This is a genomic window from Vibrio sp. R12-SG2-ISO1 (assembly GCF_059834045.1).
The window spans coordinates 41,818-67,978 of the sequence record NZ_JCBDGO010000005.1 but is presented as its reverse complement, the minus strand read 5'-3'; the positions used below and the strand labels follow the sequence as shown (position 1 = coordinate 67,978).

Annotated in this window: 23 protein-coding genes and 2 pseudogenes; 16 read left to right on the top strand and 9 right to left on the bottom strand. The window is 49.2% G+C overall.

From position 1 onward, the window contains the following. Nucleotide 1: 1 nt before the first annotated feature. Both AC6R10_RS04650 and AC6R10_RS04645 read right to left on the bottom strand, forming a co-directional pair. Entirely contained in the window at nucleotides 2–664 is a 663-nt protein-coding gene (locus AC6R10_RS04650; protein ID WP_334552823.1) for a transglutaminase-like cysteine peptidase, read from the bottom strand. Nucleotides 665–706: 42 nt separating this feature from the next. Next, nucleotides 707–2,098, bottom strand: a complete 1,392-nt coding sequence (locus AC6R10_RS04645; RefSeq protein WP_500671607.1) for an HlyD family type I secretion periplasmic adaptor subunit — start codon at nucleotides 2,096–2,098, stop codon at nucleotides 707–709. Between the two features lie 210 nt (nucleotides 2,099–2,308). On the opposite strand from AC6R10_RS04645, the gene pdxH reads away from it, so the two are divergent. Beyond that, a complete protein-coding gene (gene pdxH, locus AC6R10_RS04640; protein WP_500671606.1) occupies nucleotides 2,309–2,944 on the top strand; it encodes a pyridoxamine 5'-phosphate oxidase in 636 nt (211 codons plus the stop codon). Between the two features lie 97 nt (nucleotides 2,945–3,041). Here the strand turns inward: pdxH and AC6R10_RS04635 are convergent, their stop codons facing one another. Continuing rightward, a complete protein-coding gene (locus AC6R10_RS04635; protein WP_500671605.1) occupies nucleotides 3,042–4,868 on the bottom strand; it encodes an SUMF1/EgtB/PvdO family nonheme iron enzyme in 1,827 nt (608 codons plus the stop codon). 77 nt (nucleotides 4,869–4,945) lie between these two features. Then, nucleotides 4,946–6,049 carry a PEGA domain-containing protein gene (locus tag AC6R10_RS04630; RefSeq protein ID WP_334552817.1) on the bottom strand — a complete coding sequence of 368 codons (1,104 nt, stop codon included), beginning with the start codon at nucleotides 6,047–6,049 and terminating at the stop codon, nucleotides 4,946–4,948. Nucleotides 6,050–6,553: 504 nt separating this feature from the next. Between AC6R10_RS04630 and AC6R10_RS04625 the strand changes: the two genes are divergently transcribed. The 7 genes and pseudogenes from AC6R10_RS04625 to AC6R10_RS04595 all read left to right on the top strand — a co-directional run bounded on the left by AC6R10_RS04625 (nucleotide 6,554) and on the right by AC6R10_RS04595 (nucleotide 13,968). Further along, nucleotides 6,554–7,369, top strand: coding sequence for a helix-turn-helix domain-containing protein (locus tag AC6R10_RS04625; RefSeq protein ID WP_500671604.1), 816 nt, complete (start codon nucleotides 6,554–6,556; stop codon nucleotides 7,367–7,369). A 218-nt stretch (nucleotides 7,370–7,587) separates the two neighbouring features. After that, on the top strand, nucleotides 7,588–10,737 hold the full coding sequence (gene putA, locus AC6R10_RS04620; RefSeq protein WP_500671603.1) for a bifunctional proline dehydrogenase/L-glutamate gamma-semialdehyde dehydrogenase PutA: 3,150 nt from the start codon (nucleotides 7,588–7,590) through the stop codon (nucleotides 10,735–10,737). 2 nt (nucleotides 10,738–10,739) lie between these two features. Continuing rightward, nucleotides 10,740–10,824 (top strand): annotated as a pseudogene (locus tag AC6R10_RS04615) (1-pyrroline-5-carboxylate dehydrogenase); the annotation flags it as partial. A gap of 101 nt (nucleotides 10,825–10,925) precedes the next feature. Further along, nucleotides 10,926–11,462 (top strand): annotated as a pseudogene (locus tag AC6R10_RS04610) (1-pyrroline-5-carboxylate dehydrogenase); the annotation flags it as partial. A 72-nt stretch (nucleotides 11,463–11,534) separates the two neighbouring features. After that, nucleotides 11,535–13,022: a sodium/proline symporter PutP gene (gene putP, locus AC6R10_RS04605; protein ID WP_487902934.1), complete on the top strand. Its 1,488-nt coding sequence runs from the start codon at nucleotides 11,535–11,537 to the stop codon at nucleotides 13,020–13,022. Nucleotides 13,023–13,188: 166 nt separating this feature from the next. Beyond that, a complete protein-coding gene (locus AC6R10_RS04600; RefSeq protein ID WP_334552808.1) occupies nucleotides 13,189–13,422 on the top strand; it encodes a hypothetical protein in 234 nt (77 codons plus the stop codon). Nucleotides 13,423–13,491: 69 nt separating this feature from the next. Next, the gene (locus AC6R10_RS04595) at nucleotides 13,492–13,968 is read left to right on the top strand and encodes an Lrp/AsnC family transcriptional regulator (RefSeq protein ID WP_500671602.1); all 477 of its coding nucleotides are present in this window, start codon (nucleotides 13,492–13,494) and stop codon (nucleotides 13,966–13,968) included. A gap of 62 nt (nucleotides 13,969–14,030) precedes the next feature. On the opposite strand, the gene AC6R10_RS04590 is transcribed toward AC6R10_RS04595, so the two are convergent. Beyond that, nucleotides 14,031–14,951, bottom strand: coding sequence for a polyprenyl-phosphate transporter (locus AC6R10_RS04590; RefSeq protein ID WP_500671601.1), 921 nt, complete (start codon nucleotides 14,949–14,951; stop codon nucleotides 14,031–14,033). Nucleotides 14,952–15,518: 567 nt separating this feature from the next. On the opposite strand from AC6R10_RS04590, the gene gltS reads away from it, so the two are divergent. Continuing rightward, complete coding sequence (gene gltS, locus AC6R10_RS04585) at nucleotides 15,519–16,745, top strand: sodium/glutamate symporter (RefSeq protein ID WP_500671600.1); 1,227 nt, start codon at nucleotides 15,519–15,521, stop codon at nucleotides 16,743–16,745. Nucleotides 16,746–16,806: 61 nt separating this feature from the next. On the opposite strand, the gene AC6R10_RS04580 is transcribed toward gltS, so the two are convergent. Then, nucleotides 16,807–17,544, bottom strand: coding sequence for a flagellar brake protein (locus tag AC6R10_RS04580; RefSeq protein ID WP_334552800.1), 738 nt, complete (start codon nucleotides 17,542–17,544; stop codon nucleotides 16,807–16,809). A 171-nt stretch (nucleotides 17,545–17,715) separates the two neighbouring features. On the opposite strand from AC6R10_RS04580, the gene AC6R10_RS04575 reads away from it, so the two are divergent. After that, the gene (locus tag AC6R10_RS04575) at nucleotides 17,716–17,994 is read left to right on the top strand and encodes a GNAT family N-acetyltransferase (RefSeq protein ID WP_487902938.1); all 279 of its coding nucleotides are present in this window, start codon (nucleotides 17,716–17,718) and stop codon (nucleotides 17,992–17,994) included. Between the two features lie 4 nt (nucleotides 17,995–17,998). On the opposite strand, the gene AC6R10_RS04570 is transcribed toward AC6R10_RS04575, so the two are convergent. Beyond that, the gene (locus AC6R10_RS04570) at nucleotides 17,999–18,493 is read right to left on the bottom strand and encodes a GNAT family N-acetyltransferase (protein ID WP_500671599.1); all 495 of its coding nucleotides are present in this window, start codon (nucleotides 18,491–18,493) and stop codon (nucleotides 17,999–18,001) included. Between the two features lie 115 nt (nucleotides 18,494–18,608). Here AC6R10_RS04570 and AC6R10_RS04565 point away from each other — a divergent pair, with 115 nt between their 5' ends. The 3 genes from AC6R10_RS04565 to AC6R10_RS04555 all read left to right on the top strand — a co-directional run bounded on the left by AC6R10_RS04565 (nucleotide 18,609) and on the right by AC6R10_RS04555 (nucleotide 21,360). Beyond that, nucleotides 18,609–19,787: an MFS transporter gene (locus tag AC6R10_RS04565; protein WP_500671598.1), complete on the top strand. Its 1,179-nt coding sequence runs from the start codon at nucleotides 18,609–18,611 to the stop codon at nucleotides 19,785–19,787. A 46-nt stretch (nucleotides 19,788–19,833) separates the two neighbouring features. Then, on the top strand, nucleotides 19,834–20,799 hold the full coding sequence (locus tag AC6R10_RS04560) for a succinylglutamate desuccinylase/aspartoacylase family protein (RefSeq protein WP_500671667.1): 966 nt from the start codon (nucleotides 19,834–19,836) through the stop codon (nucleotides 20,797–20,799). Between the two features lie 87 nt (nucleotides 20,800–20,886). Next, entirely contained in the window at nucleotides 20,887–21,360 is a 474-nt protein-coding gene (locus tag AC6R10_RS04555) for a peroxiredoxin (RefSeq protein WP_500671597.1), read from the top strand. 54 nt (nucleotides 21,361–21,414) lie between these two features. On the opposite strand, the gene norR is transcribed toward AC6R10_RS04555, so the two are convergent. After that, nucleotides 21,415–22,953, bottom strand: coding sequence for a nitric oxide reductase transcriptional regulator NorR (norR, locus tag AC6R10_RS04550; RefSeq protein WP_500671666.1), 1,539 nt, complete (start codon nucleotides 22,951–22,953; stop codon nucleotides 21,415–21,417). Nucleotides 22,954–23,033: 80 nt separating this feature from the next. Continuing rightward, nucleotides 23,034–24,026 carry a helix-turn-helix domain-containing protein gene (locus AC6R10_RS04545; protein WP_500671596.1) on the bottom strand — a complete coding sequence of 331 codons (993 nt, stop codon included), beginning with the start codon at nucleotides 24,024–24,026 and terminating at the stop codon, nucleotides 23,034–23,036. 125 nt (nucleotides 24,027–24,151) lie between these two features. Between AC6R10_RS04545 and AC6R10_RS04540 the strand changes: the two genes are divergently transcribed. The 3 genes from AC6R10_RS04540 to AC6R10_RS04530 all read left to right on the top strand — a co-directional run bounded on the left by AC6R10_RS04540 (nucleotide 24,152) and on the right by AC6R10_RS04530 (nucleotide 26,112). Next, nucleotides 24,152–24,577 (top strand): rhodanese-like domain-containing protein, encoded by a 426-nt coding sequence (locus AC6R10_RS04540; protein ID WP_500671595.1) that lies wholly within the window; start codon nucleotides 24,152–24,154, stop codon nucleotides 24,575–24,577. An 84-nt stretch (nucleotides 24,578–24,661) separates the two neighbouring features. Then, nucleotides 24,662–24,895 carry a hypothetical protein gene (locus tag AC6R10_RS04535; RefSeq protein ID WP_500626795.1) on the top strand — a complete coding sequence of 78 codons (234 nt, stop codon included), beginning with the start codon at nucleotides 24,662–24,664 and terminating at the stop codon, nucleotides 24,893–24,895. 11 nt (nucleotides 24,896–24,906) lie between these two features. After that, a complete protein-coding gene (locus AC6R10_RS04530) occupies nucleotides 24,907–26,112 on the top strand; it encodes an MFS transporter (protein ID WP_500671594.1) in 1,206 nt (401 codons plus the stop codon). Nucleotides 26,113–26,161: the final 49 nt, after the last annotated feature.

Below are 26,161 nucleotides of genomic sequence, written 5' to 3'. Positions count from 1 at the left end.
CCTACTCATCATAATTGACTATTGGTTTATTGAGTTTGAGCGATTTTTCTCGCGCACGGAGATCGTTCCATAAGCTAAGTCGGGACGATTTTCCTGCTAATTGTCCGTTTTTCGACTTCATTAACCAGAGGTTTTTACCATTGAAGCTGTAGATCGGTAGTAGATCGCGGCGGGTGGAAGCGCGGCGAATCTGCGGGTTGATGTTGTCGAGAAGTAAAGGTTCCGCACTGGGTGATGAATAGTAGGCGAGAACCATGTGAAATTGATTCAGTTCGATGGCTTTAACATACACTAGCCTCAATTTTCTGTCTGAGACGCCAAGTTCGAGCAGTGAAAAATATTTGGCAATGGTGAAATCTTCGCAATCCCCGGCGTTAGCGCCTAAAAATTCGAGCGGCGTCGCCCAATAGTCGGCTTTGCCCCACAGCCTGTCATCGTTAACGAAGTGAAGCTGATTAAAAAAGTTGTTCACTTTTTCAAGTTGTTCTGTCTCCGGTAGCGATTGATATTGTGAGATTTCGTTGCGCCAGGTTTCTACGCGCTTTGCCGCTCTTGGGCCATAGACTTTATGCACAGCCGACACCCATCGTTGCTCTGATGTATTCAGAGCAAACGACGTGGCGGAGCTTATAAGCATCAGCACTAAGGCCCAACAATACTTCATCGATTACAGGCCGCTTTTGTGTGCGTTAGAGTTGTGCATTCACTATTCCTTTAGTGCGTTACTTTTTGCGCTCATGATCGGTTTGAGCAGATATTCCAGCACAGTGCGCTTACCGGTAATGATATCGACCGACGCTGTCATCCCGGGGATGATCGGCAGTGACTCATCTTTGTTTAATGACGTTTCGCTGGTCCGCACACGCACCAAATAGAAGCTATTGCCCTCTTCGTCGGTGGTGGTATCCGCGCTGATGTGCTCAAGAGAGCCTTCTAATCCGCCGTACTTGGTAAAATCATAAGCAGAAAACTTCACAATCGCGTTAAGGTCTGGCCTGAGGAAAGCGATATCTTGTGGCGCAATCTTGGCCTCGACCAACAAGGTATCTTCACTCGGTACGATTTCAACGATGTCCATGCCGGGTTGGATGACGCCACCGACGGTGTTGATATTGAGCGTTTTGACGGTACCAGTAACAGGCGACGTGACAATGGTGCGATTGACTCGGTCTTCGAGGCCAACGGTCGACTCGGTCAAGGAGGAGAGTCTGTCTTGCGCATCATTGAGTTTTTCTTGTTGCTCGGAGCGAAATTTCTGCGCGGCGTCTATGCGTGCCAACATCGACTCGCGAATGGATGAGCGTAGAACAGGTACTTTCAATTCGCTTGAGGTTAACTCTCTACGCGTATCGTTTACCTGGCGTTGCAGTTTGAGTAGCTCAATGCGAGGGACGACGCCTTCTTCCGCAAGTGGTTCGGTGATTTCGAGCTCTTTGCGTGCAAAGTCATAACTGTCTCGTAGGTTTCTTACACGCGCTTGAATTTCTACTAAGTCTTGCTGCTTCTGCTTAACCTGCTGATCTATGACGGAGATTTGGTTACGCAGATTATTGAGATCCTGACGGTATTCAGCCCGTTGACGAGCGACGAGTTGAGGCTGACGTTCTTCCAGAATCGGCGGGAAGGCGAGCTTACTGAAGTCGAGTTGAACGTTACTTTGCCAGTTGCTGTCGTTGAACTCTTCATTCACTTCAACACTGGTAATGGATGCAGAGAGTTGCAGGACACTGGCGGTCAGGTTTGCGACTTGCTGCTCTCGCTCACGAAAGTCAGAGCGAAAACGGGTGTCATCGATGAGTAGCAGTTGTTGGCCTTTTTGGACGATTTGTCCCTCTCGAACGAGGATTTCTTTCACCAAGCCGCCTTCAAGATTTTGCACGATTTGGACTTGAGAAGAGGGAACCACTTTACCTTGCCCTACGGTCACTTGATCGATCTGTGCCCAAGAGGCCCACACACCGGCCAAAATAAAAAACAGCACCATGACCCAGAGCATAATGCGGGCGCTGCTCGGGGTGTTGAGTAGGAGGGCCGCGGTTTTATCATCGACGTAATCCAACTCATCCGGAGTGAGCTTATTGTAACCGCTCTTACTCATTCGCTATCCTTTTCAATCTTGGTTATTTAATTGATTTTATTACTCAACCAGCAAAATGTTAAGAAAATGCTTATAGAATGTCGTGCTTTATATGTTTTTTGAGTCCTTGCCATTGAGTTTAGTTCCTTCATCGGGTGTTTCACTTGAGTTATACGATTTATGGGCGCACAATCAGCAAAAATTTATCGTCGCGGTCAATGAGGAGAAAAGATGGAACTGGAAGACATTCGTCGTGAGTACACTAAAGGCGGTCTGCGCCGTAAAGATTTGTCTGCGGACCCGATTGAGCAATTTGATCTATGGTTAAAGCAAGCGGTAGACGCCAAGCTCACCGACCCTACCGCCATGACCGTCGCGACAGTAGATACCAACGGCCAACCTTTTCAGCGCATTGTGTTGCTTAAGCATGTCGACCAACAAGGGTTTGTCTTTTACACCAATTTAGGCAGTCGCAAAGCTCAGCACATTGAGGGCAATGCGAAAGTCAGCCTCCACTTTCCTTGGCATCCACTTGAGCGCCAAGTGCACATTACTGGCGTGGCGGAGAAGTTGAGTGTTGTGGAGAACATGAAATACTTTTCTTCCAGACCCAAAGAGAGTCAAATTGCGGCCATTGCCAGTAAGCAGAGTAGCCGTATTTCGGCACGCGGCATCTTAGAAGGCAAATATCTAGAGCTAAAGAAGAAGTTCGAAAAGGGTGAGATTCCGGTGCCCAGCTTCTGGGGTGGTTATCGCATTCGTCCAGAGAGCATCGAGTTTTGGCAGGGAGGTGAGCATCGTCTGCATGATCGTTTCTTGTTTTCGAAACAGCAAGACAACTGGCTGGTGGACCGTTTAGCGCCGTAGCCGTCTACACAAAACATTCAGTGTAAGAGACACAAAAAATGCCACAATTGTGGCATTTTTTATTGCTACTCGAGCTCAACAGAGACGTGACTCAGCGTTAGTTAATGTCTCGTACCACTCGAAAACCGACATAGTTGGTGGCGGTAGAGTCGGACAAATAAAGCTGCTGATGAGCGGCGGACATATCCGGAGCAAAGTTCCAAGCGCCACCCTTGGCGATGTGACCAGCGCTGTTTGTCCACTGCCATACGTTGCCCACAGCGTCATACAAACCGAGTGGGTTAGGCTTAAAGGCGCTGACTGGTGACGTGCTCTTGTTTGCCCAAGGGGTGCCACTCCAGCCGGTATTCGCTTGACCGGGAACAAACTTATCTCCCCACCAGTAACGATCTTGACTGCCTGCTCTCGCGGCCACTTCCCACTCTTCTTCGGTTGGCAAGCGGTACAGAGCGCCAGTTTGCTTAGTTAACCAGCGGGCGTATGCATTGGCATCATTCTGGCTGACACACACTACAGGTGAGTTCGCGTATTGCTTGAACCCTGGGTTACGCCAGTAGCTGTTGGCAACTGGGGTGACTTCACCATTGACGATGGCGGTGCAGGTATTTTGCAATTCAGCATCGGTTTGATAGTTGGTCTGTTCCACAAAAGAAGAGAACTGAGTCACGGTAACAGGCGTCGCGCCAATCCCGAAAGCATGATCAAGGTGCGCTTGATAAGACGCATGTTCACCAATGAAGTAGCGCCCCGGCAAAATGGTGATCATTTCTGGCGCTCGAGTGCCTCCGGGCAAGCCATCTGCGAACTTGTCGCCTGCTTTGAGTGGGTTTTCAATTTCATTTAGCGTCGCGCGCAAGGTTTGGTCTTTGTTGACGCTGAGCGTTTGGTTAAATGGACGGTAGCCTTCTTTCGTTACGGTAATCTGATGTGAACCGACGGGAAGCATCACCTCCAGTGGCGTACTGCCGTAGAGAACACCGTCGATGGTGACCTTGTCGTTAAACAAGTTCGAGCGTACTGACAGCGTCACCCAAGCCACTTCTTGTTCGACGTTGGCGGTGTCATCAAACTGAGTCCCCGGTGCAAAGCAGTATTGCTTATCGATGTTGAGCAGTGAACAGGCGGCGGCTTCAGCAGGTCGAGCTTCGAGCTCCACATCCATGATGGTTCGATAGCGCACACCATCGTAAAAGCCGGATTCTGACACACTGTGTCGCAGGACATGAATATTCAATGCGACCGCATTGAGATTGCGCTGAACGAGGTTAGCTTCAGAGGTTTGCTCTGCGATAGAAGCGCGAAACTGTTTGACGGCTTTCTGTAGGGCAAGTTCGCGCGTTTGTGTATCACATTGTGCCAACGTCAATTCGGCCTGACAACGATTGGTGAAACTGATGGGGAGTTTCGCTGGGACTTTCAGTTCCGCTTTTAGGCGATCGGCACGAGCACGTAATTTGTCACTGTCTAACCCAAGGATGGTTTGCTGTAGCGCATCGACCGCTGCTTGTCTCACCAATTGCTCTTGTTTCAACTCTTCAAGCTTTTGTTCGGCCTCGAGTCGCGACTTTTGGTTCTGTTTGACGTCTGCCCACGCACTTTGGTAGCGCTGCTGAGAGGCGGCGATGTCAATCGCGGGATCATCAATCATGCGTTGATAATCACGCTCAAGTGTCTCTTTGGCTTTATTGAATGCCTCATCCAAGGTTTTGGCTTGTTGAGATAAACGGGTTAACTCGGCTTGCTGATTCGTTACTTGCGTATTTTGCTCATCGAGCGCTTTCTTTGCATCGCTGAGTTCAGAGTGCTTAGTGAACAACTGATCATCAATTTGGATCAGCGAGGTGGGCGCCTCTTCAGCCATCGCATAAGAAGCAACAACACAAGGTGAAAGTGCCAGCAAAAGGGTCGATAAACCTAATCGCATTGTCATTCTTCTACATCAAAAATTAACTAATTGGACCATTCTAAACGAAAACGCCATTTTGTGAATTGGGTGCATGTTTATCCGTTGGGACGCAGCTTCACCCAAACTGTGTCATTGGTATTCACTGTGATCACGCGGTTGTATGTTTCAAAGCCATCTTTGGTGACGGTGACTTGATGTTGACCACGAGGTAAGACTACTTCTACCGGTGTGCTGCCGTAGTCGATACCGTTGATCACCACAGCGTCGTTATATTGGTCTGAACGAACGGTGACGTTGACCCAGTTCTTCTCTTTTTGCTGCTTATCGGATTGAACCGCTTGTTCACCACGAAGACAGTAGCGAGTTGAAACGCCGAGCAGTTTACATGCCGCAGTCGCTTCGGGTTTGGCTTGAAGCTGTGCTTGCATTTGTGTGTAGTAGCTGCCTGTACCTTCAAAGCCAGAACGAATGATTTGGCTTTCTTGAACGTGGACGTTAAGTTGCACGTCTTTTTCATTGCGCTTGGCGATATTGGACTCAGTCAGGTTGTCGAGTAGTTTCGCCTTAAAGGTTTTCACCGCTTTTTGTTTGGTGAGGTAATGACCTTGATTGGTACATTCACCCAGTGTCATTGTGGCTGCGCAGGTGGTTTTGTAGTTGGTTTCCAATACATCGCTTTGACGAAGCTCGGCTTCCAGTCGTTTCACGCGTGCTTCCACTTTCTGTTCAGCCAGGTAAGAAAGCTCGGAACTGATGCGCGCTTGCTTCTGCTTGATCTGGGAGAGACGCATTTCGCTTTCAGCGATGGCTTGTTGATTTTCGAGCGAAGCCGACTGGTTGTCTTTCACTTGAGCCCAAGCGTCTTGGTACTCTTTTTGGAAAGAGACGAGGTCGATATCAGGATCGTCCAACAAGCGATTGTATTGTTTGTCCAATGCGGATTTGGCGCGGTTACGTTTCGCGTTCAGTTCTTGCTCTTCACGCTCAAGCTTACTTTTTTCATTCTGAAGTTGCTGAAGGCGCTCGGCTTCGGACTTGTACTCCGCTGCCATAGCATCTTGCTCTGATTCTTTATTGTTTAATTTACTGTCGATAGCGGAAACAGGGTCTACCTGAGTACTCTCTTCCGCAAAAGTCGAAGTCGATACCCAAAGTGGGCTTAGCGCAAGCAAAAGCGCTGGGATGCGACGTGTGATCATAAGTCCCTGCAACAATTTAACGTTTAATTCACCAATGTAATATACCGAAAACGATGAACGAATGAGAAAGTGTTTGCACCTCGTCGTTCAAAGCGGTATGGGTAAAAAGACAAACTTTTGACAGTCCTTGGCTCAGCTGTCTTACAGAGGTATCTTTCTTCCATTTATGCACGGTGAGTAATACTCAATGTCCAAGTTTATCATTCATTTATAAAAAACTTATCCGTGCATTGCTCATTTTGGGCAGATATATGAAATATGCAAGCAAAGAATCCCGATATCGAAATAAGAAAAGGGATAGAAGTGACATGAGCCGTAATTTATGTGCGCTTGATCATTCTTCCGGTAAAGAAATGACCTTCTATTCTTGTCAGTAATGAACAGCGTGTTGATGACATTTTCACCATTTGTATGATCAATGAGCGACGGGCTCGGTGGATTTCGTGTTCGTCAAACTTTGTTATACCATGATCGAGATCACCGGATAGGCGCAAGAATTAGCTGATGAATAGAGCAAAATCTCAATCCCAAGACACTCAACCTGCCAAAGTTTTGTCGCCTAGGCCGGCGGAGTTGATCACCCTGCCTTCTTATATGACCTGCCATGACCACAGTTATACGCAAGTCGTTATTGGTCTGAAAGGCAAGGCGGAGTTTGAGGTGAATGGCTATGGGAACTACGTGGGGCCAGGGCAGGGCTGCGTCGTCACCTCAGGGTCTGATCATGCGTTTGGTGGCGTGATAGAACAATCGGATATCTTGGTCCTTAACATGCCGATGCCGACGTCAGACGACCCTTTGATGCTCAATAAAATCAACGATCTGAGTCAAAAAGATACCTATTTTCAACTCGATAGCCAAATTCAAAAGTTGATTCAGATGCTAGTGTGTGAAATGCAATCGAGCCCTGATGATTTGTTGCTTAGCCGCGCCTGCAACGATACGGTGGTGGCTTTATTGCAAAGACACATGTCTGCCTTTGAGACGATTCGCAAGGAGTCACGCTTTGATCTTGAGTCTATTGACCGCTATATCGACCGGCATCTCAGTCAGAAGATCTCCGTGGCTCAGTTAGCGGGTAGCGTGTTTCTTGGTGAAAGCCAGTTTCACAACCTCTTTAAAGAACAAATGGGGATCACCCCACATCAGTATGTGCTAGGTAAACGTATTGATATGGCCAAGCAACTGATTCAACAAGGTCAGCTTTCTCTTGGTCAAGTTGCAGAGCTCACTGGCTTCTCTGGTCAAAGCACCTTCACTCACACCTTTACCCGGCTGCAAGGCCTCTCTCCATCGCAATACAAGAAACAATTCGGTTAAAAAAGATAACAGTTCCGATGCTTTGTTTTTCTGATTTGAGTGTGATTTTGTTTTTGTTTTGTTAAAAAACGTAGAATTCAGCAAAAAGCTCGGAGTTTTTGACAAGTATTCCACTCAAGCTCAAAATACACTGCTTGCCATTGTGATCAACAAATTCAAAGCATTCTCCGCTTTGAGCCGTTTCCGACAGACGTCGGGTGTGAGATTGAGGAAAACGCATGTTTACAGCAACGGATGTGTTAAACGCCGAGTTTGTTCAGCAACCGCTAGACAAACTTTGGTCGTTGATCTCGCCACTTTACATGGTGGACGAGTCGCAATGGTTAGAACAATTACTTCCATTGGCCACGCCAACAGAAGTCGAAAAACAAGCCACACTAGAAAAAACAACGCAGCTTATTAAAGAGATTCGCGCAGACAAAAAAGCCATTCAAATGATTGATGCGCTGCTGCTTGAATACAGTCTAGATACCCAAGAAGGGATCTTATTGATGTGTCTGGCAGAGGCGTTAATGCGCATCCCAGATGCGGCCACCGCCGATGCGCTCATCCGCGATAAACTCAGTGTCGCCGATTGGAGATCTCACTTAAAACACTCAGATTCTGTTTTTGTCAACGCGTCAACTTGGGGCTTAATGCTCACAGGTAAAGTCGTTGGATTGTCTGAGCCACAAGCGCAAAGCCCAGTCAGTGCGGTAAATCGATTGGTCAATAAGCTTTCTGAGCCTGTGATTCGCAAGGCGATGCATCAGGCGATGAAGGTGATGGGGCACCAGTTTGTTTTGGGACGCACCATCGCTGAGGCGCAGAAGAATGGCCGCAGCATGCGCGATAAAGGTTACACCTATTCATACGATATGCTCGGCGAAGCGGCACTGACGACCAGTGACGCTCACAAATATTTCAAAGATTACTTGATGGCGATCGAAGCCGTTGGCAGCGATCACTATGGATTGAAGACCAGCCCGGCGCCATCGGTCTCTATCAAACTGTCCGCGCTTCATCCTCGCTATGAAGTGGCGAACGAAGAGCGTGTGCTTAGCGAGCTGTATGACACCGTGATGCAGCTTCTGTCACGCGCTGTTGAACTTGATGTGGCGATCACTATTGATGCCGAAGAGGCCGATAGACTTGAGCTGTCACTGAAACTGTTCGAGAAAATCTACCGCACGGATCTGGTGAAAGGTTGGGGCAAGTTTGGTCTTGTGGTTCAAGCATACTCCAAACGTGCGTTGCCTGTGTTGGTGTGGTTAACGGGCTTATCGGCACAAGTCGGAGCAATGATTCCGGTGCGTTTGGTCAAAGGCGCCTATTGGGATAGCGAGATCAAGTGGTCTCAGCAGGCGGGCTATAACAACTATCCGGTCTACACTCGCAAAGAAGCGACCGATGTGGCGTATCTTGCGTGCGCGCGATTTTTGCTCAGTGACGCGGTGCGTGGTCGACTTTTCCCTCAGTTTGCCAGCCATAACGCACAGACGGTTAGTGCTATTGCAGTGATGGCGCCGCACAAAGAGTTTGAGTTTCAGCGTTTGCATGGCATGGGTGACGCTCTGTATCACCACGCGATGGCGAGCTACCAACAATCAGTGCGCATTTACGCGCCTGTGGGCAGTCACAAAGACTTGTTACCGTATTTAGTTAGACGCTTGTTGGAAAATGGCGCCAACAGCTCTTTTGTCCACCGTTTGGTCGATGCGCGATGCCCGATTGACTCTTTGACACAACATCCGGTCGATATGCTGCTCGCTTTTGACAGCTTCGATAACAAGAGCATTCCTCTGCCGCCCGCGATTTTCCCGGAGCGCAAAAACTCGCTTGGGATCAATATTGACATTGAAAGTGAAGCACTGGGGTTTGAGCAGCAAGTAGAGCAATTCTTAGCTCACCAATGGTTTGCAGGGCCGATTATCAATGGTCAAGTGCCGAGCGAAAGCATGATCAAGGAAAGTGGCCAGTCTGTGCCAGTCACTGCCCCTTATGATCGTCGCATTGAAGTCGGTCATGTACTGTATGCCAACCTTGATCATGTTTCCGAAGCGATTGATGTTGCGGCGCAGCATGTTTCATCATGGCGTGCCACTCCTGCAAGTAAGCGAGCACAATCCTTGGAGACGTTGGCGGATCTGTTAGAAACCCACATGCCTGAACTGGTGGCGCTGTGTCATCAAGAAGCGGGTAAGACTATTCATGACAGCATTGATGAAGTCCGCGAGGCGGTTGATTTCTGTCGCTACTACGCCAAGCAAGTTCATGAGCTAGCGCCAATGACCACTACATTTCTAAGTGGTGAGTCTCAAACGGTTGAGCGAGTAGGCCGAGGTGTCTTTGTGTGCATCAGCCCTTGGAACTTCCCGTTGGCGATTTTTCTTGGTCAGGTTACCGCTGCGCTTGTTGCCGGAAATACCGTTGTCGCCAAACCGGCTGAACAAACCAGTTTAATTGCGGCGCGTGCCGTTGAGTTGATGCTTAAAGCCGGTTTCCCAGCAGGTGTTATCCAACTTGTGCCTGGGCTTGGTAGCGATATTGGTCACGCGTTGACCTCCCATGAAGTTATTGCCGGTGTTGCCTTTACGGGCTCGACTGCGACGGCGCAACGCATCAATCAAACGTTGGCGGAGCGCGATGTTGACCCGGTACCGTTTATTGCGGAGACCGGTGGACAGAACGCGATGATTGTCGACAGTACCGCCTTGCCTGAGCAGGTGGTGCGCGATGTGATTCGCTCGGCGTTTGCCTCTGCGGGGCAACGTTGCAGTGCGCTGCGAGTTTTGTATGTCCAAGAAGACATTGCCGATCGCATCTTCAATCTGATTCAAGGCGCGATGCAAGAGCTGCGCGTTGCGGCGCCCTATCTACATTCAACGGACGTGGGACCGGTGATCGATGGCAAAGCCAAAGCGAAACTCAATCAACACATTGATACCATGACGCGGACACAAACGCTTGTCGCCCAGTTGACGTTGGATGAGACCCATCAGTATGGCGATTTTGTCGCTCCGACTGCGTTTGAGATTGACTCCATTGATGCGCTCAACGAAGAACAGTTCGGCCCAGTTTTGCACATCGTGCGCTTTAAAGCCCGTGAGCTAGTGCAAGTGGTAGAGAAAATAAACCAGACCGGTTTTGGTTTGACGATGGGCATTCACAGCCGCAACGAAACGACCTACCGCTGGATCGAAAAGCACGCTCGGGTGGGGAACTGCTACATCAACCGCGACCAAGTTGGCGCAGTCGTTGGTGTGCAACCATTTGGCGGCCAAGGTTTATCGGGCACTGGACCTAAAGCTGGTGGCCCACACTACTTGTATCGTTTTACCGAGCCACATTACACGCAGGCCGTTCAATCATCAGGGGCAGGAGAATAATCATGATTCATCAAGTGACACGTTATACCGATGCTCTCTCTGCGTTTGAGAATTGGAATCTGACCGACTTTGCCTCTAAGAAGGAGGATGTTTCCTCACTGATTGAAGCGATGGGCAAAGTACAAAGCCCTAGTGAAGACGCAGATTGGAACGCTGGGCTGAACGTCATGCGTTTTCAACTTGCGCGTGCGACATCACTGTTGGCGCATTGCCATGAGTTGTCTGGCCCAACCGGAGAGACTAACGAGCTCTACACTGCAGGTCGCGGTGTGACGGTTCTCATTCAGGAAGAAAAATCAGCACAAGCGAAGTGGTCTGTGCTTGCGCAACTGACGACGGCGTTGCTCGCGGGCAATAGCGTCATCTTATGCAGCGATGACGACACACTGTGCACAGTGTTAGAAGACGCCTGCACTCACTCATCACTGCCTACTCATGTGCTGCAGGTCGCCCCATTAGAGGCGCACCCGCAGCTATTGGAATCCGATATACGCTGTATCGGTTATGTCGGTCAAACGCAGGCGCTTGTTCGCCTCAACCGACAACTTGCGAAACGTTCTGGCGCGATTGTCAGTTTGGTTTCGGAGACGGATCTATCCGCGCTGCCTGTGGCGCAGGATCCGCATTTAGCGCTGAGGTTTATTACCGAGCGCACTAGAACGATAAACATAACTGCTGTTGGTGGTAACGCTACCTTGCTCGAGCTCGGTAGTGAAAGCCACTAAACCTAAATGCGACATCCTCTTCTAAGGAAGAGGATGTTTAGGGAAAGCGAATTCTAAAAGAGGACAATATAGATGGAAAATAGCTTTGCTATTACAACAACGTTCATCGCCTATCTGATCATGATGCTGGCGATTGGCGTGATTGCGTATCAGCGAACGAAAAATTCGTCGGATTATTTTTTGGGCGGTCGCTCGCTTGGCCCTTGGCCGGCGGCGCTATCGGCTGGGGCATCCGACATGAGTGGCTGGTTACTGCTGGGTTTGCCAGGCTATGCCTACGCAGCCGGTATTGAAGCATTTTGGTTGGCAGGTGGTCTTCTTGTCGGGACATGGCTCAACTGGCTAATCAACGCCAAACGCCTACGCACCTACTCGATTACAACCGATTCTCTAACGCTACCTGAGTTCTTGTCACGTCGTTTCAATGACAACTCAAAATTGATTCAGGTGATTTCCGCATTTTTCATTCTGCTGTTCTTCCTTTTCTATACCAGCTCTGGCTTGGTCGCGGGCGGAAAACTGTTTGAAACCGTGTTTGGTTTGGATTACACCATGGCGGTGATCATCGGTACGGTGTGTGTGGTCTCTTACACATTATTTGGTGGCTTCCTAGCGGTCTCTTGGACGGATCTGGTTCAGGGGCTGTTGATGGCGGCTGCGTTAATGATCGTTCCCGTTGTGGCGATGGAGGGTGGGTTCTCTGATGTTGCTGCTCAGCTCAATAGCATCAACCCGGAACTCCTGACACTGTGGAATGACTCCAAAGGCGAGCCACTCTCTGCTATCGCGATCATTTCGCTTGTGGCATGGGGCTTGGGCTACTTTGGTCAGCCACACATTTTGGCGCGTTTTAAAGCATCTCGCAGCAACAAAGACCTGACGACGGCACGCCGTATCGCGGTGATCTGGACAGGCTTATCTATGGCTGGCGCGCTTTTGGTGGGGATGGTCGGGCTTATTTACGTGACCAATACCGGTGGAAATGTGGATGATGGCGAAACCATCTTCATGTTGTTGGTTAACGCCATATTCCACCCAGTGATTGCCGGTATCCTACTGGCCGCGATTCTTGCGGCGATCATGAGTACGGCGGACTCTCAGTTACTTGTGTCTTCATCGGCGCTAGCGGAGGATTTCTACAAACAAGTGTTTAAGAAAGATGCCAGCTCTGAAGAGATTGTTATGGTTGGACGCGTTGCGGTTGTCGGTATTTCGATTGTCGCCCTCGTACTGGCGATGACACCCGACAGCTCTGTACTGGGTTTGGTCTCTTACGCATGGGCAGGCTTTGGCGCTGCATTTGGCCCTGCATTAGTATTGAGCTTGTACTGGTCGCGCATGAATCGCAATGGCGCGTTGGCGGGTATCATTGTTGGCGGTGTGACAATCGTGGTTTGGAAGCAATTGTCTGGCGGTTGGTTCGATGTGTATGAAATCGTTCCAGGAATTGTGTTCTCTACCCTATCAATCGTGATGGTGAGTCTATTGAGCGCAGAGCCTGAAGAGTCAGTAAAAGCACAATTTGCTGACTATGAGAAACAGCTGCAAACCCTTGATTAATCAATCACCACTCTAGTGTCTAAAGCCCTGTCCGCAGGGCTTTAGACATTTTCCAGTCTATTATTTGTACACAGCTCACATTTTTTAAACTAAAGTTTGAGAACTCGGAACTCTGTCATTAAAACTATGTCGATTAAATGGAACGCATAGAAAAGGAGAGAGGACAATGCCACAAATGTACTGCCATTGCTGCGATAAGGTAACAGCGCACAAAGCGGTGATGAAACGATGTGATGAAAACCATGATTCCGTCGTAAAAAGTTTGGCGTGTTTTTTCTCTACTCTTTTTAAAGGTGCACACTACGTGAAAATGGAGCAACAAAGCTTCTGTCGCGTCTGCAACACCCAAGCGACCCATGTCCCTTCGAACCGAGATTTCGACCACGCAAAAGCGGCGTAAGACTCAGACTTTATTTATGTTCGTTGTATAATCCAGCTCGATTGGAATCAAAGCGAGACTGGAGACGCAATGGAATTAGACCGAATAGACAAAGAAATACTGCGCGCCTTAAACATTAAGGGTCGATTGCCCATTGTTGAATTAGCGAAGCAGGTGAATCTCACTACCTCTCCTTGTTCCGATCGTGTGAAACGCCTTGAGAAAGAAGGCTATATCAAAGGCTATCATGCCGAACTCAACCCAGAAAAGTTGGGCTTAGATGTCCAGGTTTTCATCCATATTCGTCTTGATCAAACCAGTTTCTCTATTTTTGATAAATTTGCCCGAGCCGTGGCCGATATTCCGGAAATCGAAGAGTGTTACTCCTTGTCTGGCGACTTTGACACCATGATCAAAGTACGAGTGAAAGACATGAAGGCTTATCAGAGTTTCATGTCGAGCAAGATGGGGACATTACCGGGTGTGATTCAAACCCGCAGTGAAGTGGTGATTGAAGAGCACAAAACCAGCTTTGGCATCAATCCAGATCTTATCGCGAAATTGTAAACGGGGCGCTTGAAGCGCCCCGTTTTTCCTTAAGCCCGTTTTACCTTAAGATAGTATTGTGCTTAGCCGTCATTACGTTCGGAAAGCTTCTCCAATCCTAGTACCAACCCAACGGCACAAAGCATGAGCACAATCGCCAATAGCCACTGTGAGGACTGGGCAGTTAACGCTTCAAATTCAAACGGTGAAAGGTTGTGCTGCACCAAGGGTACTTGTTCGCCCTTCGAGTTCACTCGCCAACTGATGGTCTCTTTCCATGGCCAGATTTTCGGCAGTGTACCGAGCATAAGGCCGGTCAGAAAGACCAAAGTGAAGTCCCGAAAACGTCGCAATAGCCAAGATAACAGATGTGAAAAGCTCAATATGCCGACCACACACCCAGTGAGGAACAGTGCCAGGATAGGCAGATCGAAAGTTTTGACCGCGCCGAGTACTGGCGTGTACATGCCAAGAAGTAGCAGGATGAAGCTGCCGGAAATACCGGGCAGAATCATCGCACAGATGGCGATGGTGCCCGCTAAGAACACGTTGAGGTGGGTTGGTTCAAGCTGCAAGGGCTGTAACACTGTGATGCTGTAGGCAAACCCTACGCCAAGCGCGAGAAAAACCAGTCGATTGAGCGATCTATGTTGCACCTGCTTAAGCATGTGTACCACTGACACTAAGATCAAACCAAAGAAGAACGACCAGAGTGGGATAGGGTGATAGGTTAACAGCCAAGAGATCACTTTGGCTAAGGTGGCGATGCTGGTAAATACCCCAGCAAACAAACTGATGAGGAAAAGGCCATTGATATGAGAAAACGCCACGACGATGCCTTCACGTTTCACCACACCGATTAGACTTGGGTTAATACGTCGAATGCTTTCGAGTAGTGTGTCATAAATGCCGCTGATAAAGGCAATAGTGCCGCCAGAGACGCCCGGGACGACATCCGCGGCGCCCATCGCTAACCCTTTTAAAAATGTAGAAAAATAGCTCATTGTTTATGGTCACTTATTCTGTGTGGCGAGAGTATAACGCCTAAGGCGTTGGAGTTAAATTATCGCGCTATGTATAGCGCTGACTATGTGGAAAAAACATCAATAGCCACCATTGATAAAATTAAATATAAGAGATCAGTTTCTTATTGAAATGCACATTGTTTGCATTATGCAATTGCACTTTGCAAAAATACACTCAAAGCCTGATAAGAAGTGCGATACAACAGGCTAAAACGGCCAATATAAACTTGGCACGCATAATGCTTTTATATCACTGACCCTTCTTAAGCCGAGGGTCACCTAGCCAACTGACGTTGTTAGTGAATGAATTTTGTTCACAATACATATAAGCCAAGCGCACGATTGCGGTTGGCTCTTTTTTTGCCTTTTTTCCGGAAAAACTCGACAAATCCCCACTTTTTTCTCCATAATGGCCGCTTTTATTGCACAAAGACGGTAGTTTTTACGACCGATTGTCAGTCGATATCGTCTTTATCCAGTTGTTTCACTAGAGGAAAAGTACCCACGTCATTAAGGAAGATGGCATAGCAACGTTAAAGAGGTGATATGAATCCAATAATCTCCGTTGGGCCATTAGAGTCGTTCTTAGTCGCAATCAGTGTGTTGTTTCTCGGCCAGTTTATCAATGCTCGTCTTCCTATCTTGCAGCGCTTTAATATCCCTGAACCCATTGTAGGCGGGCTTGTGGTGGCGCTCATCATTACCGTGCTGCATTTCAACCACGTCGATGTGATCTTCTCTTTACCGCTGCAAAAAATCTTCATGTTGATGTTTTTTGCCACCGTCGGCCTAGCGGCCAACTATACCCAATTGATGAAAGGTGGGGCGAAGGTCTTTTTGTTTCTTGCGATCGCCTCTTTTTACATCGTGATTCAAAATGGTGTAGGTATCTCATTGGCGACCGCGCTTGGTCTTGATCCTCTCATGGGTCTTATCGCCGGTTCGATAACCTTGTCGGGTGGACACGGCACAGGGGCGGCTTGGTCGCAAACCTTTTCTGAAAGCTTTGGATTACCGAACACTTTAGAAATCGCGATGGCATCAGCAACGTTTGGGTTGATCATTGGTGGCATTATTGGCAGTCCTGTAGCTCAGAAGCTGATTAATAAACACCAGATTGAATCTCAATATGGCCGTGGCGGCCACACGCACGAGAAGTTTCCTGATCTTGTCACCTACAACGAGTACGAAGAGGACAAGGTCAACGCTAAAAAAGTGGTGGAAGTGCTCTTTATCTTACTGCTCTGTGTGACGGGGGCTAAATACCTAGAGCAGTGGGTCAGCGAGTTGGCGATCTCCTGGTTGATGATTCCCGATTTTGTTTATGCGTTGTTTATCGGTGTGTTTATCACCAATATTCTCGAAGTCACTAAAACTCACAAAGTGGACACCGAAACCGTTGACATCTTAGGGACTGTTTCGTTGTCGCTGTTTTTGGCGATGGCGCTGATGAGTTTAAAGTTGTGGAACATCTTTGATTTGGCGCTGCCGTTTTTGCTGATTTTGGCCGTGCAATCGGTGATTCTTGGCCTGTTTGCTTATTTCGTGACGTTCAAGGTGATGGGAGCAAACTACGATGCGGCAGTGATTGCTGGCGGCCATTGTGGTTTTGGGCTCGGCGCGACCCCCACCGCTGTCATGAATATGGGCTCGTTGGTCAATAAATTTGGCCCATCCCCTCAAGCCTTTATGGTTGTGCCGATTGTCGGCGCGTTTTTTATCGATATTGTCAATTTGGTCATTCTGCAAGGCTACATCAGTTTTATCCGTTAGTGGAATGAGCCTATAAAAAAGACCCAGCCGTGTTACCACGCTGGGTCTTTTTTAATGGTTTTTATCTCAAGGTGAGCTTAGTACCATCGAATTTCAGCTTACCGAGCAGGTTTTTCGCGTTTTCTGCCCCTAATTCAGTAAAGGCAACACCATATCGAGAGTAATGGTGTGAGCGCTGAAGATTGCAGATCTTGCCAAACAAAGGCTGAAATTCAACCCCTTTCCCACTTTGCACCATCACATTTAGAGAGACTTCTTCTCCGACTTGGAATGAACGACTCAGTGGCGCAGTAATGAATCGGCAACCGCCTTTGGAGAGATCGCGAATTTCTCCGTCCAGCCGATGGGACTCGGCAATCACTTTGACCGCGAGGTTGACATCGTAGCGTGGCTCTTTGCGAAGCTGGGTGACTTCCATGGTTTGTGGTACGGAAAGTGCGACCATAGGCACTGGGGAGACCATGACGTGCACGAGTTGCGAGCGGAAGTGGATCAAGGCACCTTCACCACGGGGTGAGATGGCTCTCACTGTCGCCCAAAATCCTTCTTGGAAGAAATAGTCAAGGTCATCGTCGGAGACCTTGGGTAACTCGGCTAACACATAGTTATCAGAGTGCGAACCGATGAACGCGGTTTTACAGCGGAATGTCGTGCCCACTGGAGTCGTAATGCCGATGGTTAATTCTCCACCATGTTCAACCATGGCTAGAGCGTCCGAGCTCTTAATTATGGATTTATTTTTATCTTTGATTTTCGAACCTGAATGTCGTTGTTGTTTTAACACTGCCTGTGATGTCATCTAGCCTCCTGCGTGCCTCCTTATCATTGTTTTTTGCGGTAGGCATCATATTATTTCGAAAATCATGTCAGAATGTTTCCGAATGTATTAGATTTTATTCACGCTTGAAGGATTGTTCAAACATCTATTTACGGTAAAACTATGAGCTAAGTAGCATTTTGGGGAGTAACTATGCAGGAGAAGCTGATTTTTGACGAGTCGAACTGTCAAATTCGTGTTCACCTTGAAGGGGAAGAGTACGCGTTGGTTCGTTACCAGAAAGTGGGAGACGTCTACCACATAACGTCAACGAAAGTGCCTGACGCGCTGCAAGGGCGAGGTTATGGCAAGGTTATGATGGAAGCGATCCTTCCCCTATTCGAGGAGCGAAAGCTAAAAATTCACCCGGTCTGCAGCTACGTAGTCCACTATCTTGAGCGTCACCCTGAGTGGCAACATTTAGTGGCGTGAGATATTAATTGGTTTTGATTCTCGCCATATAGTAAGTATCAATGTACTGACCGTGGCGAAATACTGAGCAGCGCGCTTGCCCTTCAATCTCAAAGCCAAACTTTTTGTAGCAGGCGATAGCGCGTTCGTTATCACTGTTGACCTCAATCTGAATGCGTTTGATTTGCAGCCAGTTATCGGCCAAATCAATCACAGACTCAATGAGCTTACTTCCTATGCCTAGTCCGTGGTATTGGTCATGAACGCCGATGCCGAATGAGCCACAATGTTGGGTTCTTGGCCGCTTTGAGTGCTCGAAGCCAATGTTGCCGACCACCTTACCCTCCACCTCAGCGACAAAGCAGTAATGGTGGCTAGATTGATTCGCCAACCGTTCACGCCAGAGCTCAATGGATGGCATGGGCAGCTGCAATGTTTCCGCTTGTGCGCGAGGCTGGCTGTAGATGTCACAAATGGCTTCTGCATCACTGAGTTTGGCTGGGCGAATAACGATATCCATGTTTGTTGATACTCTTTATGTACTGATTGGCCTACATTACTGGCGAATTCCGCACTGGTAAAGTCGCCAGTTTGCGATTAATGTAACACTTCTTTCACATCAACATGTACGGCTTATGAATCGCTCTGCCTCTTGGAAAACCCCGCAAAACTTTCTGCTGCTCATTTCTATTGTTGTACCCATCGCCTTTTCAAGCTGGATGGCACTGTTAAACAACTTTGTGATCGAGAAGGCCAATTTCGATGGTGCAGACATCGGCCTAATGCAAAGTGTGCGTGAAATACCGGGTTTCTTAGCGTTTACCGCAGTGTTTGTTTTGCTGTTTGTCCGTGAGCAAAAGTTCATGTTGCTCTCTTTGGTGGCGTTAACACTGGGCACCGCGATTACGGGGTTCTTCCCCTCCCTATTTGGCCTATTGATGACCACGTTACTGATGTCGACCGGCTTTCACTATTTTGAAACTCTAAAACAGTCGCTCTCCCTGCAATGGTTAAATAAAGACGAAGCACCAGAAATGCTCGGCAAGCTGATATCGGTTGGCGCGCTTGCCTCTCTGGTTACCTACGGCGCGCTTTGGCTGTGTTTGGAAGTGTTCGCGATGGAGTTTAAATGGGTGTACCTGCTGTTTGGCGGCGTCGGGCTGGTGTTGGTCACTTGGATGGCGTTCGCGTTTCCTCAATTTGAAGCACAAACTCCGCAAAATAAGAAGTTGGTGCTGCGCAAACGCTACTGGCTCTATTACGCATTGACGTTTATGAGTGGCGCTCGTCGCCAAATCTTTACCGTTTTTGCCGGCTTCCTTATGGTGGAGAAGTTTGGCTACTCGGCGGCCGATATCACCATGCTGTTTTTGATCAATTACCTGTTTAACTTCCTATTTGCTAAGCGTATTGGTCGCTTTATTGGCCATGTGGGCGAGCGCAAAGCCTTGATGTTTGAATACGTCGGCTTGATTGGCGTGTTTGTCGGCTACGCATTAGTGCAAAGCGCAGAGTGGGCCGCCGCTTTGTACGTGATTGATCATCTCTTTTTTGCTTTGGCATTGGCGATAAAAACCTATCTGCAGAAAATTGCCGACCCTGCTGATATGGCTTCAACTGCGGGCGTCTCCTTTACGATTAACCATATTGCTGCGGTTGTCATTCCAGTGACCTTTGGCTTTATTTGGCTTGTCTCTCCCGCCGCGGTGTTTTATATCGGTGCGGCGATGGCAGGGGTATCACTACTGTTATCTTTAAACATTCCCGCCAAGCCTGAAGAAGGGAATGAAGTCCGACTATTAAGATGGAGTTAACGCTGTGAAACAAGAGGCGACCTCACTCAACCAAAATATCGTTCCTATGTATCCGACGTTGAAAGCGTTGGATGTCGACGCGCTGGCGCCCGGCGAGCACAAATTGTGGTTTGCGGTGGCGACCGACGCGGTGGGCCACGCTCAAACTTTACCCGTTAGAGTGTTCAAAGGTGAGCAAGCGGGCAAGCGCGTCATGATCACGGCGGGCGTTCACGGTGATGAACAAAATGGCATCTTGACTGCTCAAAGTTTGGCAAGAGCCTTAGTGGGCAAAAAGTTAGCCGGCACGGTGACCATAGTGCCGACGGTCAACCTCTCGGGTATCGAGCGACACAGTCGCGACTTTCACTCCGCCGCGCCAGACAGCTCTTCTGCTAACCTTAACCGTCTGTTTCCCGGTAGCGCGGAGGGGGACGATGCCAGTCGCTATGCCTTCAGCTTGTGGGAAAACTTGCTCAAACCCAACGCAGATCTGGCGATTGATCTGCATTCGCAAACCAGCGGCTCAGCGTATCCTTTGTATGTGTTTGCCGACTATCGCTTAGAAGAAGCCATTGCGATGGCAAGACTCGTCAATCCTGATGTCATTCTTGATGATCCCGGTGACCCGGGTATTTTGGAAACCGTCTACAACCGCGCGGGGATCCCATCCATTACGATTGAAGTGGGCGTTGGGCGCTACACCGACATCGACATGGTTGGAAGAGCGACGCAAGGCGTGCTGAACATTTTACGCGCCTATGAGATGTTGGATGAACCCGTATCACGCAGCGAAACTAACTGCGTGGAAGGGAAAAAGATCGTGAGTATTCGCGCCAACCAGGGCGGATTTGTCCTATGTCACGTGCCTTTGCTGGCCAAAGTTGAAGTCGGTCAGTCGCTGGCGACGCAATATGACAGTTTTGGCGACGTGGTGGATGAATACGTCGCGCCAGTCTCGGGGACTGTGATCAGCCACAATGTTGAAGCAGTTCGTGCGCCGGGGTCACTTGTCGTGCGCTTGATTTGCTGAGGGTGTAATACCCCTAGAATCTACCCGTGGTTAATCTGGCTATTCACCGCTATGATGAGTAAAACCCATGACATAGGAAACGTCACCATGATAGAGATCGGCCAAACTATTCCAGAAGCGGTACTGAGTGAGCTTACGAGCGATGGAATGGTGTCACACTCAACTTCTGAACTATTCGCAGGTAAAAAAGTGGTTCTGTTTGCAGTACCTGGCGCATTTACGCCAACCTGCTCTGAAGCGCACCTTCCCGGTTACGTTGTGCTCGCAGACAAGATCAAAGCGCAAGGCGTTGACTTGATTGCTTGTGTCTCCGTCAATGATGCCTTTGTGATGCACGCATGGGGCGAAGCGCAAAACGCCACCGAAATTATGATGCTGGGCGATGGTGATGCAAGCTTCACCAAAGCGTTAGGGCTTGAGAAAGATACCGCTTCATTCGGTGGTCTGCGTTCACAACGCTATGCGATGGTGATCGACAATGGCGTTGTCACCCAACTCAACGTTGAAGAGCCGAGTAAGTTTGAGGTAAGCAGCGCAGAAGCAATTCTCGACTCGCTGTAATCAACGCCCTTATTGAACGATGGCCCGCATTGCGGGCCATTTTTTACACGCCTTTCATTTCCCCTGCACCATCACCCCAAGCTTTTTGCCCATCCGATACAAATTTCCGCGATCCATTTGAAGAAACTCGGCTGCTTTTGACCAAGTGCCGTTGGTGACGTCAAGCGCATGAACAATCAGATCTTTTTGATAGGCCTCGACAAGCTCGCGCATTGGCTGGCTCTCTTTGGGTAAAAAGTGCGGTTGTGATGCGGTGTTGTAGGTGGTTAGCCCAGTGTCAAAATGGCTCGGTTGAATAATATGTTGCTGCTGCTGAATGCAGCGCAGGGCCGCTCGCGTGAGGGTATGTTCTAGCTCTCGGACGTTTCCTGGCCAGGTCTGTTTTTCCAGCAAGAGAATGGATTTGGGATGCAGGTGCAAATTAGGAATGTGGAACTGGCTGCGAACCTTCTCCAACAAATACCCCGCTAGCACCGCAATATCGCCTTCGCGTTTGCGAAGCGGAGGAACGTCAATAGGAAAAACGTTCAAGCGGTGGAATAGATCGGCGCGAAAATGACCCGCATTGACCGCCTTTTCTAGATCGCGATTGGTGGCGGCGATGATGCGCACATTGACCAGCAAACGTTGATCGCTGCCGACGCGTTGCACTTCACCTTGTTGGAGAACACGCAATAGTTTGGCTTGCAGCGTTAACGACAGTTCTCCGACCTCATCGAGAAACAGCGTGCCACCATCGGCCAGTTCAAATTTCCCCGCGCGGTGCTGGCTGGCTCCGGTATAAGCGCCTTTGACATGACCAAACAATTCGCTTTCAGCCAATCCTTCTGGCAAGGCGGCGCAGTTGACGTAAATCATCGGTTTGTCTGCGCGATGACTTTGCGCGTGGACACTGTGCGCCACCAATTCTTTACCCACCCCCGTTTCTCCGGTGATCAGCACGGCATAATCCGACTGCGCCACGGTTGAGATGTTGGTTTTTAGCTGGCGTATTTGGGGGCTGATGCCCATCATCTCACCCGTCTGCGATCGTGCTTGCTGGATGAGCGTCTGCGTCACCGACTTCTGTTTCTGATTTTGCGCTTTGAGCGCATTCATCTGCGAGATATTACGTAGTGTCGCCGCCGCGAGCGCGGCAAAGGTTTCAACCGTGACAACATCGATGCTGTCAAACGCGCCGACCGTGAGTGAATCTAAAGTTAAGATGCCAACCAATTGCCCCTCCACATACAAGCTGCACCCCATGCAGTCATGGACATCCAAATCATTCTCTGCGCTGAGCATGATTCCGCTGAACGGGTCGGGCAACTCACATTGAGCATCAAAACGCACCGGGGAGGTACTTTGCATGATGGCTTGAAGTCTAGGGTGGTTTTTCGGATAGAAACGGCGACCAAAGATGCTCGCCGCTATGCCTTTTACCGCGACGGGTGTTAGCAGCCCATCCTGATCGAGAATAAACAGCGCACTCGCATCACAGGGAAAGACACGATCAACACCGTCAATTAAGACTTGATATTGACGTTCACTGTTTTGGCTAGAACTGAGGTTAAGGGCAATATCGAGTAAAACGCGATTGAGTTTATCTTGCATGGTTGTCATTTTGTCATATCGGCATGCAGGAAGTGTAGCACTGCGATGTTGTTTTAACATCAACAATGTCATTGGGTTGTTTAGCCCAGTTTAAACTTCTCCCGATACTGCTGAGGCGACACGCCGACTAAACGACGGAAGTGGTGGCGCAGCGTGACGGCGCTGTCGAACCCCGATTGTTGGGCAAGTTGCTCAATGCTTAGCGGCTCGGTTTCCAATAACCCTTTGGCGCGTTCAATACGCTGCTTAATAAGCCAGGCTTTAGGGGAGAGGTTGAAGCTTGAGCGAAACTTTCTATCAAACGTGCGCCGCGACATATTGGCGTGGTTTGCCCATTCGTCGACGCTGATGGCTTGACTGAGGTGTTCATTCGCCCACTCAACGGCGTTGGAAAACGAGCTCGGCACTTTGAGCATGGGCGTTTCGACATATTGTGCTTGTCCGCCGGTGCGATGTGAGGAGACAACCAAGCGCTTTGCGACATGGTTGGCGATTTGGTAACCAAAATCTTCGCGTATGATCGCCAGTCCTAAATCGAGCGCAGAAGCGCTGCCAGCGGCGCAGCCTATTTGCCCCTCCAACACATACAGCACGTCCGATTGATAGTCCACATCGGGAAATTGTTCACGAAACTTGCTCTCGTACATCCAATGCGTGGTGGCTTTTCTACCGGTGAGCAGCCCCAATCTGGCCAGCAAAAATGAGCCAGAGCATAGAGACAGCACTCGCTTACCTGCGTTAACAAAACGCGTTACTTCTTTCGCAATCAGCGGTGGGATGGTGTCATCCCCTGTTGGCCAACCGGGAATGATCAAGGTGTCAAACGGCTCAAGCGAGCTTGCCGACTCAGTGACCAAGGTCATGTTGCCTGTGGTCTGAATTGGCGCGTCTTCCAGTGTGATGACTTGGGTATCGTACCACTCTTTAAACTCAGGTCTTGGTAGGGCAAACAGTTCAACCGCGCAGGAGAGCTCAAATAAAGTCACGTGCTGATGGGCCAATATCGCAACGCGCACTGTTTTGGTCTGATGTGCGCAGGGTTTTGCAGTGGATCCCTGTTTGTCAGTGCTCATTATTTGCCTCCCACCTGATCGCTGCTTTTGGCTTATTATTATCGCATATTGGCGTTTAAGCCAGTGGTAAGGGCAATAATTTGTGCGGATAATGATGCTAACCTCAATAAACTAGGGAGAGAGCCATGAGCGCAGTATCAAGAGTACCGGCAGCGAGCAGTGAGGCAGCGTTGCGCCATTTTGAGTCGTTAATGCAGTTTGAGACCGATTGCTGGGACGTGCACCATGCGATAAGTAACGGATTACAAGATTTCGTTCTTATCGATGTGCGCGGTGAGGCGCTGTTTGACGCAGGGCATATTGAGGGCTCGGTATCGATTCCCCATGCTCGATTGAATGAACGTACGTTGGCTCACTACCCGCAAGACACGCTGTTTGTGGTGTATTGCGCAGGGCCACACTGCAATGGCACTGAAAAAGCCGCCGTTCGTTTGGCTCGCCTCGGCAGGCCAGTGAAAAAGATGATTGGTGGGGTAACAGGTTGGCAGGATGAAGGCTTTGCTCTGGTCACGGGTTCGAGGAGCGAGCAGAAAAATGCATCTTATGCATAACATGAGTGTAGAAATGTCATTTGAGTCATGGCGCGCGGCGCTCTACACTCCGCGCTCTTTTTACTGTCACTGAGGCTGAAACGTATGCTTTTTTCATCCCTTTTATCGCAATCACTCAGTGCTCAACTTGTGAGAATGACCTTAGTGCTTGTGCTTGTCTTGGTGGGTGTTCACCATTCCCCTTCTTTACTTAGTACGCTGGCCGAACAAGCGATGGCACTGGGGTGTCATGGACAAGATCTTGAGTTCGATGATGCTTCAAGCCAAGACTCACGTGCATCAAGTCACGGCAATAGTCATTCTCACCACCATCATTAAGGGCAACAATAATGAGTGTATTTCGATTTCCATTGATGGTTTGGCTGGGCATTGCCATTCTCATCATCTGTTTGGGTATTCGCCAATCGTTCGGCATTTTTATGATGCCTATTTCAGAGCATTTTACGGTCGGTCGAGAGTTTTTTAGTTTCGCGATTGCCCTACAAAACCTGCTATTTGGTGCGTTTCAGCCGTTTGTTGGTATGGCCGCTGATCGCTTCGGCGCCAAACGTATTATTGTCGGTGGCGCTCTGGCTTATGGATTGGGGCTTTATTTGACCTCGATCGCCACTGCGCCTAGCGTGTTGTATCTCTCATTGGGTGTGTTGGTTGGCCTTGGCCTTAGTGCAACCAGTTATGTGATTGTGCTCGGGGCCGTCGCCAAAGTGGTCCCCGCACAGCACGCGGCCAAAGCGTTTGGATTGACGACCGCCGCGGGCTCGTTTGGCATGTTTGCGATGATCCCGGGCGCTCAAGCTTTGCTGTCTGATTTTGGCTGGCAAGGCGCGATGCAGGTATTTGCGCTGCTCTGTTCTACTATGGTGGCTTTTGCTCTGTTTATGAAAACGCCTAAAACGAGTGCGGCGACCACTCAGGTGGCGGATGATCAAAACCTTAAACAGGCACTGAAAGAAGCCTTCTCCCACAAGGGGTATTGGCTGATCCATGGTGGTTTCTTTGTTTGTGGTTTTCATGTGATGTTCATTGCAACCCATTTGCCCAGTTACTTGGCTGATAAAGCCCTGCCTGCGTCTACGGCGGCGATGGCGCTGGCGTATGTCGGTATCTTCAATATTTTTGGTTCGTACTTTTGGGGCGTGCTGGGTGATAAATTCAGCAAGCGCCACGTGATGGCGGCTTTGTACGTTATGCGCACTATAGTCATCGCGGGGTTTGTCACTTTGCCTGTTACCGAATCGACGGCGGCGCTTTTTGGTGGGGCGATCGGCTTTGTATGGCTAGGGACTGTGCCGCTGACGTCGGGGTTAGTTCGGCAGATCTTTGGCGCGAAATACCTTTCCACCTTGTATGGGTTGGTGTTTTTCAGCCACCAAGTCGGTAGCTTTCTTGGCGCGTGGGTAGGCGGTCGAATTTATGACTACTATGGCTCTTACGATCCGATTTGGTGGTCGACCGTGGTCTTGGCTTTTGCTGCGGCATTGATTCATTTGCCGATCAACGACAAGCCTGTGGCAAGATTGGCCGCTGCGAGCTAATCCGCCCGTTCAACCTAATCCAAAGCTTAAACTAATCCATAATGGTAGA